This window comes from Nostoc sp. UIC 10890 (assembly GCF_054786515.1).
Genome location: NZ_JBSGKF010000001.1, coordinates 6577628 through 6592011, shown reverse-complemented (window position 1 = coordinate 6592011; position 14384 = coordinate 6577628). Strand labels below are relative to the sequence as shown.

The following is a 14384-nucleotide window of genomic DNA, read 5'->3' as shown; positions in this document are numbered from 1 at the left end:
AAAGCTGAAAAAGCTAAAAAATTAGCGTTTTCAGTTCGGCATAAACTATACCGAAAGTGTCAACTCTCGGCTACTTTGTTCTGCCTTAAAACAGCAATACCCGCAGGTTAATATCTCAAGTTTCTGAAAAATTGATTTAGGTAGGTAGAAGTTATGGCAACTATCAATGGTACTAACGCTAATGACAATCTCTATGGCTTCGGGGGCGGTGACAGTCTCTATGGTTTCGGAGGCGATGATGTCCTGAATATTAGCAATTCTTTGGGGAAAAACCTCTTAGATGGCGGTTCTGAAAACGATCAAATTTATGCTGTAGCTACCACTGGCAACAATACTCTCAAGGGAGGAAGTGGGGATGATTATTTAGATGTTTCTGTTTCTTCTGGGAATAACATCCTCTATGGGGATACAGGAAATGACGAATTTTCGATTCAGGATAGTTTTGGCAAAAATATTGTTTCAGGTGGAACTGGCTCTGATAAATTTTACGCATATAGAGTCAATGGTGCTAACACCTTAGATGGTGGGAATGGCAATGACTCCTTCTATTTGAGTGCCTCATATATCGCTCCCCCTGTTTTAGTAACCCAAATAGTAAATGGGGGTACAGGTTCGGATTATTTGGAAGTTAATTACAGTAGCTATACTGCCAAAGGAATCACCTCGACTTTCAATGCAACCACTAACCAAGGCTCGATTACAAGTGGCACTAATCGAGTTAACTATAAGAATATTGAACGATTCAATATCACTGGTACAGCCTACGCTGACAATATTCGTGGGGGCAATGGCGAAGATGTGCTTAGTGGTGGCACTTCTGGCAATGATACGATTAGTGGGGGTTTAGGTAACGATCGCCTCTATGTTTCCTACTTGTCTGGTAATAAAATTGTGAATGGAGACGATGGTAACGATACCTTTTACGCATACGGAGCCAAGGGTGCTAACACTCTAAATGGGGGGAATGGCGATGACACCTTTTATTTGACCGCCCCAACTACCGCCCCCTCTGTTTTATTGACTCAAACGGTAAATGGGGGTACAGGTTCGGATTCTTTAGAAGTCAATTACAGTAGCTATACTAACCAAGGAATCACCTCAACTTTCAATGCAACCACTAACCAAGGCTCAATTACAAGTGGCACAAATCAAGTTATCTACAAGAATATTCAAGGGCTAAATATCAGTGGTACAGTCTACGCCGACAATATTATCGGGGGTAATAGTAGCGATGTGCTCTTTGGGTATAATGGCAACGATCTCCTGACTGGAGGGAAAGGCAGTGATATTCTGTACGGGGGAGATGGCACTGATACTTTTGCGTTCAATAATTACAATCAAGGCATTGATACTCTCGTTGACTTTGACACGACTGATGAAGTTATTCAGGTATCGGCTACTGGTTTCGGCGGCTCTTTAGCAGTAGGTACACTCTCCGCTGGTAAGTTTACCATCGGTTCATCTGCAAGTGCGATCGCTCAACGATTTATTTACGACAATATTACAGGTGCACTGTTCTTTGACCAAGATGGCAGCGCTGGCGCTTTTACTCAGGTACAATTCGCGCAACTCAGCAGTGAAATGTCACTAAAAGCAACTCATTTTGTTGTTGTCTAGTTCTACGCATAAATACCAAAAAATACCAGAAAAACCAACCGCAGAGGCATAGAAAAAACTGAGAAATAAGAGTTTGAGAGAGTTTTTGCGCCTATCCCCTACCTCCTAGAGAATGTTCAAAAGTGTCGCAGTAGTTCGCCAAGGGAACTTGGCTGGTTAAAGGGAAAGGGGTAAAGGTTAAAGGTGTTTTATCCCTTCCCCTTTAACCGAATGGCACTAAAAAAAGATACAGCCCTTGCTCTGGCTGGTTCCCAGCCTCTAGGCTGGGAACCCATTCTGGGAGGCTCTGCCTCCAGTAGCTTGACAAGAGGCAGAGCCTCTTTAAATACATTCCCAGGCTGGAGCCTGGGAACAAGATTACACAAGCCTTTGGGCTTCTCTTAGTGCCATCCCCCTTTAACCTTTCCCCAATCCTCATAAGCGCAAGCAGACCACTAGGCTCGTTGTAGACATCGCTTCTCTCAAGGTCAAGGTATTATGTACTCGAACACCGTGCAGCATAAAACCTGAGGTTTTGCATGAAAGTAGCAGTTTTCAGTACAAAAGCCTACGATCGGCAGTTTTTGTCAGCTGCAAATTCTCCCATCCAACACGAGTTAGTGTTTTTTGAACCCCGTTTAAATCGGGATACGGCTATCCTTGCTGCCGGATTTCCGGCGGTTTGCGTATTTGTGCATGATCAGGTTGATGCCCCAACTTTAGAGCTTCTCGCCTCACGAGGAACTCGCCTGGTTGTCCTTCGCTGTGCAGGGTTTAACAATGTAGACTTACAAGCCGCAGCAGATTTAGGAATTACAGTTGTGCGTGTTCCCGCCTATTCACCTTATGGAGTAGCAGAACATGCCGTAGGATTGATTTTGAGCTTAAATCGCAAAATTCATCGTGCCTATAACCGTGTCCGAGAAGGCAATTTTTCCCTAGATGGACTGTTGGGATTTAATTTGCATGAACGCACAGTGGGAATTGTTGGCACCGGCAAAATCGGTCTGATTTTAGGACAGATTATGAAGGGGTTCGGCTGTCACCTACTTGCCTATGACGTTTATCGCAATCCCGAATTGGAGGCGCTAGGTGGAAAGTATGTAGAACTACCTGAGCTATTTGCCAACTCCGATATTATCTCCCTACATTGCCCCCTAACTCCCGAAACCCATCACTTGATTAACACTGAGGCTATAGAAAAGATTAAGCCAGGTGTGATGCTAATTAATACTAGCCGAGGAGCGCTGATTGATACCCAAGCCGTGATTGAGGGATTGAAGTCTGGTAAAATTGGCTATCTTGGTGTAGATGTCTACGAACAAGAATCAGAATTGTTCTTTGAGGATTTGTCTGGGGAAATTATTCAAGATGATATTTTCCAACGTCTGACAACGTTCCCCAATGTACTCATTACCGGACATCAAGCCTTTTTTACCGCAGAAGCTCTCTACAATATTGCAGAAACAACTTTTGCTAATATTACCGATGTTGAACAAGGTCGTTCTTGTGCAAATGAAATTCGCGCCTAAACCTTTAGCAATCTAAAATCTCAAATCCAAAATCCAAAATTGTGTTACCTCATAAATTGTTAACACCTTTGCTCCCAGATATAACCAAAGTGATACACTACATCCATGCTAGGGGTGCCTACATAACCAGGCTGAGATCACACCCTTAACACCTGAGTCTGGGTAATACCAGCGGAGGGAAGCTGTTTATCGAGGAATTACAATATGCGGACAGAATGGGTTGCTAAACGACGTGGGCAGAGTAATGTATCTCAAATGCACTACGCCCGCCAAGGTGTTATCACCGAAGAAATGCACTACGTCGCCCAGCGGGAAAATCTCCCTGCTGATCTCATTCGTGAGGAAGTAGCGCGGGGGCGAATGATTATCCCCGCTAATATTAATCACACTAACCTAGAGCCGATGGCTATTGGCATCGCCTCCAAATGTAAGGTAAATGCTAATATCGGCGCTTCTCCCAACTCTTCTAATCTTCAAGAAGAAGTGGATAAGCTAAACTTGGCGGTGAAATACGGTGCTGACACCGTAATGGATTTGTCCACAGGCGGCGGTAATTTAGATGAAATTCGCACCGCTATTATCAAAGCTTCACCTGTTCCCATTGGTACGGTGCCAGTATATCAAGCTTTAGAAAGCGTTCATGGCACAATCGAGAACCTGACTGCTGATGATTTTCTCCATATCATCGAAAAGCACGCCCAGCAGGGGGTAGATTATCAAACTATCCATGCAGGGATTTTGATTGAGCATTTGCCTTTGGTGAGAAACCGGATCACTGGTATTGTCTCTCGCGGCGGCGGTATTTTGGCGCGGTGGATGCTACATCACCACAAACAAAACCCGCTTTACACTCACTTCCAAGACATTATTGAGATTTTCAAAAAATATGATGTCTCCTTCAGTTTGGGAGATTCCCTGCGTCCCGGCTGTACCCATGATGCCTCAGATGAAGCACAATTAGCTGAATTGAAAACCCTGGGACAGCTAACTCGCAAAGCCTGGGAAGATGATGTACAGGTGATGGTGGAAGGGCCTGGACACGTGCCAATGGATCAAATTGAGTTCAATGTCCGTAAGCAGATGGAAGAGTGTTCTGAAGCACCTTTCTATGTGTTGGGGCCATTGGTAACAGACATTGCTCCCGGTTATGACCACATCACTTCAGCCATTGGAGCAGCGATGGCTGGATGGTACGGTACTGCAATGCTGTGCTATGTAACACCTAAAGAACATTTGGGTCTGCCAAATGCTGAAGATGTTCGGAATGGGTTAATTGCCTATAAAATAGCGGCTCATGCGGCTGATATTGCCAGACATCGCCCTGGTGCAAGGGATAGAGATGATGAACTTTCCAAGGCGCGTTACAACTTCGATTGGAACCGTCAGTTTGAATTATCACTCGACCCAGAAAGAGCTAAGGAATATCACGATGAAACTCTGCCAGCAGATATTTATAAAACTGCTGAGTTTTGTTCGATGTGTGGGCCTAAGTTCTGCCCAATGCAAACTAAAGTTGATGCTGATGCGCTGACAGAATTAGAGAAGTTCTTGGCGAAAGAGGCTGTGACTCAAAGCTAATAGACACAGCAGGGAATGGCATTAAGATAAGGCCAAAGTCTTGTGTTGCCTCGTTCCCAGCCTCCAGGCTGGGAATGTATTCCGAGAGGCTGCTGCCTCTGGTCAAGCCACTAGAGGCGGAGCCTCTCAGAAGCGGTTCCCAGCCTGGAGGCTAGGAACCAGCCAGGGCAATGGTTGTGTCTTAACTTAGTGCCATTCGACACAGCAGGGGCGATTCATAAATTGCCTCTACATGGCGTAAAGAAGACAGGAGGATAATATTCGTCCCAATACTGCTTGGGTAAAGCATTTTAAACTCGGAATTGGGTTTGGGGTAAAGGTTAAAGGGTAAAGGTTAAAGGTTTTTTCTTTCCCCTTACCCCAAACCCAATTCCCTAAAACCCGACAAGTATTGATATTCGTCCTGCCGTCTGCCTCTCTTCTTAAAATCCAATTTCAATGGTTAAGCTGCGAATTTTTCCTGTGTCTGCGTTAGCTTTATCTGCAACTTCAAGAGTCCAGGTTCCTTGGGGACTTTTACCTTTAAAGGCAGCAAGTTTAGGGGTGTTTACCTCGTCATAAGTTGTTTTGATATTATCTGTAGCTCCGCCCTGGCGATCGTGCAAAATTATGGGAAGTATGCCTATTTGTACTGGGGGAAGGAGAGTAACTACAAGATCCCCAATATAAGTATGCTCAATGTCTACATTAACTTTGATGGATTTCAGCAGGCTGGTATTAGCGATCGCTAACGACAATGTTGATACTTGCAAATCGTTAATTGGGATATCTTGGACTGCTTGGAATCTGCTAATAGGTGATGTTTGAGGCGGCTTGGCCAATTCTACGGCTTTGAGGGCATTGATTCGACCGTAACCGTAGAAGGGACTGCGACCACTGGCATCATATTTACCTCCGGCTGAATCAATGCGATCGCAGGAGCGTTTAATAATATCTCGTACTTCATCCCAACGCAGATTTGGATTTCTGGCAATAATCAAGGCTGCTACACCGGCTGCACCTGGACAAGCACTGGAAGTTCCACCGAATTCGTTCGTGTAGTTGCCTCCGGCGTCACCCAGATTTTGATTACCCGAATTATAACCAAGTACACCAGAGCGATCGGCTGTCCAAATTCCAGGGGTTTGGGAACTGTCACCGTTGTTGCTAGGGAAGGTACACCAGACCGCTTTACCAAAGTCACTATAAGCGCTTCTTGTGCCGTAGTCGTTACAAGCTGCTACAGCAATTACCTTTTGGTAGCTGGCGTAGCCGTCGTTATCCACGCTTTCGTTACCATTGCCAGCCGCGAATAAAATTACACATCCTTTGCCGTTGCGTCCTTTATTGATTGCAAAGTCTATAGCAAGTCTTGTGGAATCAGGCAGAGGTACTTTTTGATTGTGTACAGGATCGTTTGGCTCAAACCAAGTACCATCTGATGGCCCCCAACTACAAGAAATAACATCAGCACCATTTTGAGCCGCCCAAATAAACGCATCTGCTTCATCCTGTGACCCCAGCGCCGAAGCTAAACGAATCGGCATCAGTTTTGCACCTGGCGCTACACCAGATGCACCAAAGTTGCCGTTTCCACAAGCTACTCCGGCACAAGCTGTCCCGTGATTATTGTCGTTTCCCGGTCTGGGATTGTTCGTTTTACGTGTGACATCACGCGGAGCAACAATCTTGCCAGAGGAACGGAACTCTTCATGATCAAGATCCACACCGTCATCGACAATTGCAATAATCGTCCCAGTGCCATCGCTTAACTTCCAAGCGGCCTCAACATTGGCATGGGCGTTAATCACTTTTCCGTTAATTGTTGTTTGTTTTAAATGCCACTGCTGCGGAAAAACCTGACGTTGGCGTGATTCACGCACTAGTTCAGGATGGCACAGTTCCACTAATTCTTCATTCAGAAGTCTCTCGGCGATGTCAAAGACGGCTATACCAGTATTGGCAGGTGCATTGACAAAGTAAGCATTTCGTGCATATTCAAGCTGACGTTTAATTGTTAAACCGTAACGTCCTAATATCTCTTGGCAAACTCTTGACTCTTCTTCGTTATCGAATTTAACGAAGAGGTTTTCGGTGTAAATTACAGGTTGTTTGGATACTGGATCAATCAGGACACGTCCGGCAAATTGGACTTCAGACTCGTTGTTGAGAATTTCACGGGCGCGATCGCGCAAAGCTACACCCTGATTCGGAACTTTCGCTTGCAGAATTTCTACACCCGCTTGGCGAAACCGCGTTGTTAACTCAAATTGATTGAGGATGCTACGAGCGACAGGTGAGACAGGTGCAACTTCAAAGGATCTTGCACCGATAAGAGTGCTGCGGCTTTCGGTACGCACTACAACGTGTTCGTTACTGATAGCAAGTTCATACTGTTGGCCATTCTGTCCACCATAGCGAACCTGAACCATAGTTTAATCTCCTGGGATATTTGTGTTGAAAATTAGGCATTGGGAAACCGTATTATGCACTACTTTTAAAGCTTGCTGTATAGATAATGAGCTTACATTTAGTTTATGGATGCTTCTTATTTCATGTGTTATATGTGTATTACGGCATCGAAAAGACACAGCTTAAATAGAATTTAATCTCTCTAAGTTCATACAAGCCTTCGATTCGTTTTTCCCGAAAAGAGGGGATTCAAAGTTAGGTTGCTTTAAGAATCTTCATCATCAGGGAAAGCTATGTATCCCAATAAAAGATTTGTATTCGCTACCACTGAAAACGCTATAACATCATTAGAACTTAAGAAAGATGTTTTATTTTCCGGCTGAGTCTTTTCTACAGGTGTACTCTCTACCCCTGACTGCTGAAGTGAGATTTCAAAACGACTATTTTTCTGAATATCCACAACAAATTCGGGTTGGCAGCAATCGCACTGCTGTATCCTACATTCGTAAGCCTGGGTACTATGCAATACATTACAATCAACCCAGCACCGTGCCATCAGGAGCAATTTTACAACTTAACGACGGTGCAATTGCAGTTTTTCCAGGCGAACCCAATCAATCAGAGTCGGGTAAACTGAGTCCGATTTACACAATACTACCCAATGGTTCCCTAGCAGTACCAACTGGACTGGTTTTCATCCGTTTTGCTGAAGGTGTTGATGTGGATTCGCAGCGCGAGGTAATTAATCGAGCGGGTTACGAAGTAGCGCAAACCCTTTCTTATGCGCCTCACACGGCTTGGTTACGTGCCCAATCTGGTAATATTGCTGATGCGATCGCTAGGATTCCTCAGTTAGAAGCAATTCCTAATGTTGAGAATGTTGAACCTCAAATGCTTATGGAAAGAGGTTTGAGATAGATTATTAAGGCATTTTCACGTTCTTAGTTAACGGTAATATAAGTACCATACTTCCCTATGCCTAAATCTTTTTTGTTTGAATGACTAGATTTATCCATGACCAATTTGCCAAAGACTATTTGGAAGAATTACTAAAACCTTATGGAGAAGTGCAAGGTTCTAGCCGTGTGGCGGGAGAAGTTCGAGAAATCGATGTTTTATTTTCTCCTTTAAGCAAACCAAGCACAAATTTAGAAACGCTAGGATTATTAGGGAGATTTGCAGCTACAGCAGCCATTTTTGAACCCTTCCGCAATGCTGCATCACAAGAAGAAATTTGTGATTGCCTGTTAAAATTATTAGAAGTAAGGGGTAAATTACAACGTCAAGCAAATCGAAATAAAACTTCTATTGCAGAATTAGAACTTCCCAAATTGTGGATACTCACCCCAACAGCATCTACAACACTGTTGTCAGGATTCGGTGCTACTCAAAAGCCAGACTGGCTAGCAGGAGTGCATTTTAGTGCAGAGTATTTGCGAACTGCGATCGTTGCGATTCACCAGTTACCGCGCACCCAAGAAACTCTGTGGTTAAGGATTTTAGGTCGAGGAACAGTACAAAAACAAGCAATAGATGAATTAGAAGTATTACCATCAAATCATCCATTTCGCAGAGCAACGCTAGAATTACTTTATAATTTGCGACAAAACTTGCAAGTTAATCAAAATTCAGAAGAAGATGATCGGGAGTTAATTATGCGGTTACAACCACTTTATCAACAAGACCGTGAACAAGCTGTACAACAAGGTGAACAACGTTTAATTATACGTCTATTAAATCGGCGTATTGGTGAGATTGATTCATCTAGTATTGAGCGAGTTCAAGGATTATCTATTGAACAATTGGAGATGTTAGGAGAAGCTTTGTTAGACTTCTCAGCTAGTTCTGATTTAGAAGTTTGGTTAAATCAACAAACTGAATAAATCTAATCTGTAAAATTAACCAGATTTTCGAGACGCGATAAATCGCCGTCTCTACAAGTGTTTTGGTTTTATCTGAACTGTATTGAATACTAACCAAAACTTTGAACAACGTACATATCATTTCCTGTATCGCCGACTAAAAGCAAGCTACTGTCATCACTTTCTAAATTTTGACTGCCAGCAATACCTGTTTGCAGAACTTTAATTATTCTTTGGGGAGTGAAAGATTCCAATTCTACAAATTTTCCAGATTCTAACCATGATAATTCTTCAGCAGATAAGCTTTGACGAATTTCTTCAGGTAATTGTTTAGCTGCTTGCGCCGACTCTGGAGAGGATTGAATGAACATTCCGCGTTTAGTAGCGATAATTTGACGTGGTGTTAGTCCGATATCAATAATCACAATCTCACTATTGAGAAACCAATTAGCGTTGGTTCTCAAATTATGAACTAAAGCAATTCCTCGTGGATTGCAATCATGTACTGCATAGACTTTTAAATCGGGATTGCGGCGCAGCATTTGCATTGTGGTGTCAAAAATGCTTTGGGGATATCCAGTAATGCTGAGGATTGCACAGTTATTTTCAAAGTGAAAATTATTAGCAATTAATAGTTGAGCAATACTAGAACTATCACAAACGACTAATCTATCAAAACTGTAAGCCGTTACATCAGGATTAACCGTGGCTGGTGTATTTTCCTGCTTTGGTGAAGGAAGAATTTTGAGAATTGAACCATTGATTTGCTGCCAACGGTTTAGCCAATCGTTAATCTGAGATTGTGAAATTAAAAAGTCTTGTGTTAATAATTTAATTCGCCCTAGCTGTCGAGTTCCTAAATATATAGACAGCATTCCCATAACAACAAAAATAACAAAGAGGCGGAATGAGTTTGAGACGAGACTGAGTAAAATTCCTATGGCAAGAATAATTCCTCCTATGATTTGTAAATTCCTTGCATACTGTTTGCGACTTACAAGATTGAGTTTAGTTGATTTGCTACTTTCATGAAAAAAAATAATAACTACCAGATTTCCTATTAGTGGTAAAAAAATCGTTATTGATGTAAGCAAGTTAAAAAATATAAAAGGAAATAGCCAGCCGAATCGTGAAATTGACTTTGAGTTTTTTCTGAACCGATTATCTAGAAAATAAAGCAGTTGCTTGGGTGTAAAAAATAAAGTGTTATTTGCAGAAATATCAGCGATCGCCTTTGCGAAAAAAGGATCAGTAATCTGAACATTACTCATACTAGTCGGTTCAAAGGCAAAGGGATGATTGCATTTTATACACCGACCTTGGTTAGCTGTCCGGTCTTTGAGTTTATTGTCAGTTCCGCAGTTAATACATTTCATAATGGTTGTTGGATGTTAGTTATTAATTGTTAGTCAAGACGATTTAAATCGGGCTTGATCCCCCCTTAAAAAGCTACGGTGTATACACAAGTCTGAAGTAGTTTACTCACTTGGTTTATGCGTCAGTTTTACCCCACCCTAACCCTCCCCTTGCAAAGGGGAGGGAACAAGATTTTCCGGTTTTCCTCCTTTACAAGGGGGGATTAAGGGGGGTAATTCAACTTGTGTATATACGGTAGCCTTAAAAAGGGGGGAACTATCAAGCATCTGATTTGTGAGCAAAACACTGTAGTCTTCCCGCTTGCGAATCAAGCGATGTGTGCCATTTTCTAGCAAAACTTCCGCAGGTTTGGGACGGTGTAAAAAGTGAGACGACATGGCATAACCATAAGCACCGACATCTAAAATGGCAACGATATCACCAATTTCTAGCGCTGGAAGTTGGCAATTTTTCCCCAGATAATCTCGTGAATATGTGGTGTTACCACAAATATCAGTTGTGAATGGATTGTCTGCTTGCTTCCAAGTGATAATTTCTCGGTAGCCGCCGTGTACTGATGGTACTGAAAGATTTGCAACAGTGGTATCAACTCCAACAATCTGTTTTTCTCCTTGCCATTTCACAGAAACAACTTGAGCAAGCAAAGTTGCACATCCTGCGATCGCACTTCGTCCCGGTTCAATTACCAAATCAATTTCCCGCCCTAACCGAGTAATTCTCTCGGTTAATTCAGCCCCAAATATTTCCCAGTCAAAGGCTGCTTTGTTGTGATGATAAGGGTAGCCAAAGCCGCCACCAAAATCTAGATATTCCCAGTCTGGTAACTGTTGGGCTGTAGCGATGACTGTATCAATCACCTGGGTGAATGCAACTGTAGCGTTAGTTCCCGTTCCTCGATAGAAGTGTAAACCACTCAGCTTTAATCCAAACTCAGCAGTTAAAGCGATCGCATCACCAAATTCTTCTGGACGTACACCAATGCGGCTATCTCCGGTAATTTCCGGCAAATTGAGGCGTAAACCCAGACGAATATTTTTCTCTTTGCGTCTAACTTCGCAGCACAATTGCAATTGAGCAAGACTATCCAGATTGAGAGTTGTAACTCCCCAATTCAAGACTTGTAGCATCTCAGCTTGATTCAAATTACTACCGCTATAAACAATCTCACTAGGATCAAAACCAGCTTGCAATCCCAGATAAATATCTCCTGGGGTATTGGCGTGAAGTCCCCACCCAAAAGAGCGAAAAATTTTTAACAGCGCAATGTTGCCATTAGTAACGCTAGCAAAGCGAAATTGCGTGCGCGGATAACTGACTGCTTTAGTAATCCGCTTAATAGTTTCGCCCAAGCGATCGCCATGATAAACATAAAGCGGAGAACCGTAGTTATTCAGTAACTCTTGAGCAAGTTCTTTAGAGAATGGGAGATTAGGACGATTTTGAGTCAAATTATTTGATATCATTTACCAAAAATACTGATACAGTAAATTACGAATTACGAATTACGAATTACGAATTATTTTGTAGTTTCTCCATAGCCAACGATGTAACCAAAAGGGATGATCCCAAGATTGTTTACTCTGTTTTTCATTTAAAACGTGCGATCGCCAAAGTTGCCACATAATTAGTAACCAGAGTGTTTCACCAATTCGACGCCCTTGAATAGCTGCTCCTAATTTGCCTTCAACGATTTGTGCCGCAATGTGAGGATAAAAATGATTGTGAGTGCGAAGTATTTCTGGATTGAGCCAGATACCCAGTTGATGCCAAAAATCATTTAAACACCAAGAAGTTAAAGGAACCCCCATACCCCGCTTTTGTCGCCAGACAATTTCGGGCGGAAGCCAATTTTCTACAGCGCGTTTGAGGATATATTTTTCACAAGCTCCTTGTAAACAGAGTTCTCCAGATAGGCGGAATGTCCACTCAGCTAAAGGTAAGTCACAAAAAGGCGATCGCACCCATAACCCATGAGCAAACCCCAATGCAGTCGCACGGGGATGGATATTCTGCGCTCCTTTGAGCATCAAACTAGCACGGCGGAGGCGATGCAGCAAAGATGGACATTCATTGCGATCTAAAGCCGCCAATAGCCAATCTTCGGGATGCAAATTTTGGATCTGTGCATAGATATCTGGCTGATAAACTTGAGATTCGTATCCCCCAAGACGGTGAAAAGTGCGGAGATATTGCTGGATAAAAGTTTCCTCTCCGGCGGGATTTTCTGCTTGATAAACACCTGCGGCTATTAAAGGTTTATTCGTCCAACCAGCAAATAATTGATCTCCACCTTCGCCATTAAAAATTACCTGAGTTTCCTGACTCGCCCTCTGAGATAGAAGATACAACGGCACACACACACCATCTCCAAAGGGTAAATCTAATGCTTTTACAGTCGGAATTAGGGCATTTTTGATTGAATTTGGGTTTGCTGCAACTTTAATCAACGGAATTTTGAGAAACTGGGCGACTTGTTCAGAATATTCATACTCTGAAATCCCTGCATCACCAAAATCTAAAGTATAGGCGCGGACTTTCACCCCTGCTTGTACCAGCAGCGCCGCCACCACTGACGAATCGAGTCCGCCAGAGAGAAACACCCCAACAGGCTCATCTTTTAAATCGGCAATCTGTCGCTCAATTGAGTCTTTCAGGAGAGTTTGCAATTCGGTAATTGCCGTAGCTTCATCTGTTAACTGTTCTGGTGCTTCCCGCCATGAGTGGATGTTTTTAGATTCAGGTGTTTGCAGAATACCTGATTGGCGATCGCTCTGCCAAATTAATTCAGTTCCCGCCGTCACTGCAAATACTCCATTAACAGGAGTGAAGGGTGTGGGAACGTAGGAAAAACAGCTATACCCATATAACCCCGGAATGCTAACTTCTGAATGTTGCAAAATCGGTAAAAGTAGTTGCAGTTGGGATGCAAACCAGATCACTTGTCCTTGCTGAGTCCAATACAAAGGCACTTTTCCAAAAGGTTCTCTTCCCAAAATTAGGCAGTTGTTTTCCTGGAGACTTACCCAAGCATCGGGTGAACTAGATAATCCTGATGCGGAGATGGCAGCAATCTGATTTTTTAGCGCTGGGGAATTTCCATCAATTCCTATATGAACAATATTGCAAATGGGAAAAGGATAATTTTCTTGTAGAGAGAAATAATTTTTCTGACCTAACCCCCTAACCCCCTTCCCTGCGAGGGAAGGGGGAAAAGTCAAAGCCTCTCCCCTACAAGGGGAGAGGTTTGGAGAGAGGTTTTCCACAACACTATTTAACAGCGCTTCTAACTCGTATTGAGCGCCGTAACCCCAATAACCAAGAAAGTGATGCGGGATACCCATCTAAACTATTTAACTTCAAAAGTTTCATCACTAATCTGCCGGCCTTCTAGGAACATCTGCACCTGCCAATTGCCAACAGTTGCAGCCGAATTAATAGTGTAGCGACACTGGGTATCCCAGACAGACGTATTAATCTCGCGGGTTTGATAGTTGTTTTGCTTGACAATTTGACCGCTTGGATCAATCCAATTACAAGAGAGAGCCAGCTTTTTCCCCAAGGGTGCATCCTTTAAGGTGACACGATACAACACTTCTGGATTGGTTTGGCGAGAAATTGTCTTTAAGTCACCGCCATTATCTTGTGTCAAAGTGATGCGGTCTTGTTGGGTAGAAACACGGGAAAGTGTAGAACTTTGCTGCTGCATGAAAAATATTGTAGATGCAATGACAACCACTACAACTGCCACAACTCCAGAGGTAATCCATCGATTCCGGCGTTGCTGTACTTCTAGTGCTTGGCGGCGATTTAACTGAATCAGCGCTTCATCTAGTAACTCTGGCGGTAAATTCAACTCCTGTAAAATTTCTCTCACCTGCTGTTGGTCTAGTTCCGCTTCTCGACGCAATTGCAGACCTTCTACTTCTGTAACTATTTGTGATAATTGCTCTTGAGTCAATCGCTGCGTCATAGCTTAACTCCTGTTGAAAAATTTGATTGCGATCGCTAAATCTCATTTTTGTAGGTACATCATAAGCTACAAAATAGA

General features: G+C 43.0%; 10 protein-coding genes and 1 riboswitch. Of the genes, 5 read left to right on the top strand and 5 right to left on the bottom strand.

The genetic code is table 11. The annotated features are described in order from the left end of the window. Positions 1-153: 153 nt before the first annotated feature. From ACWATR_RS27200 to thiC, 3 genes are all read left to right on the top strand, one after another. Entirely contained in the window at positions 154-1617 is a 1464-nt protein-coding gene (locus tag ACWATR_RS27200) for a calcium-binding protein (protein ID WP_460339115.1), read from the top strand. 518 nt (positions 1618-2135) lie between these two features. Continuing rightward, entirely contained in the window at positions 2136-3128 is a 993-nt protein-coding gene (locus ACWATR_RS27195) for a 2-hydroxyacid dehydrogenase (protein ID WP_435024859.1), read from the top strand. A 100-nt stretch (positions 3129-3228) separates the two neighbouring features. Then, a riboswitch (TPP riboswitch) is annotated at positions 3229-3325 on the top strand. Positions 3326-3332: 7 nt separating this feature from the next. Further along, positions 3333-4706, top strand: a complete 1374-nt coding sequence (gene thiC, locus ACWATR_RS27190; protein ID WP_181929095.1) for a phosphomethylpyrimidine synthase — start codon at positions 3333-3335, stop codon at positions 4704-4706. A 422-nt stretch (positions 4707-5128) separates the two neighbouring features. Here thiC and ACWATR_RS27185 read toward each other — a convergent pair whose 3' ends face one another. After that, the gene (locus ACWATR_RS27185) at positions 5129-7117 is read right to left on the bottom strand and encodes a S8 family serine peptidase (RefSeq protein WP_460339112.1); all 1989 of its coding nucleotides are present in this window, start codon (positions 7115-7117) and stop codon (positions 5129-5131) included. Between the two features lie 343 nt (positions 7118-7460). Between ACWATR_RS27185 and ACWATR_RS27180 the strand changes: the two genes are divergently transcribed. Together ACWATR_RS27180 and ACWATR_RS27175 are read left to right on the top strand one after the other, a co-directional pair. After that, positions 7461-8015 carry a hypothetical protein gene (locus tag ACWATR_RS27180; RefSeq protein ID WP_460339110.1) on the top strand — a complete coding sequence of 185 codons (555 nt, stop codon included), beginning with the start codon at positions 7461-7463 and terminating at the stop codon, positions 8013-8015. An 80-nt stretch (positions 8016-8095) separates the two neighbouring features. Then, positions 8096-8980: a DUF4351 domain-containing protein gene (locus ACWATR_RS27175; protein ID WP_460339108.1), complete on the top strand. Its 885-nt coding sequence runs from the start codon at positions 8096-8098 to the stop codon at positions 8978-8980. An 89-nt stretch (positions 8981-9069) separates the two neighbouring features. Here ACWATR_RS27175 and ACWATR_RS27170 read toward each other — a convergent pair whose 3' ends face one another. From ACWATR_RS27170 to ACWATR_RS27155, 4 genes are all read right to left on the bottom strand, one after another. Further along, positions 9070-10335, bottom strand: a complete 1266-nt coding sequence (locus ACWATR_RS27170) for a hypothetical protein (RefSeq protein WP_460339106.1) — start codon at positions 10333-10335, stop codon at positions 9070-9072. A gap of 138 nt (positions 10336-10473) precedes the next feature. Next, a complete protein-coding gene (locus ACWATR_RS27165; RefSeq protein WP_460339104.1) occupies positions 10474-11799 on the bottom strand; it encodes a diaminopimelate decarboxylase family protein in 1326 nt (441 codons plus the stop codon). 39 nt (positions 11800-11838) lie between these two features. Then, complete coding sequence (locus ACWATR_RS27160) at positions 11839-13677, bottom strand: asparagine synthetase B family protein (protein ID WP_460339102.1); 1839 nt, start codon at positions 13675-13677, stop codon at positions 11839-11841. A 5-nt stretch (positions 13678-13682) separates the two neighbouring features. Next, on the bottom strand, positions 13683-14306 hold the full coding sequence (locus tag ACWATR_RS27155) for a DUF3859 domain-containing protein (RefSeq protein WP_460339100.1): 624 nt from the start codon (positions 14304-14306) through the stop codon (positions 13683-13685). Between the last annotated feature and the right edge of the window lie 78 nt (positions 14307-14384).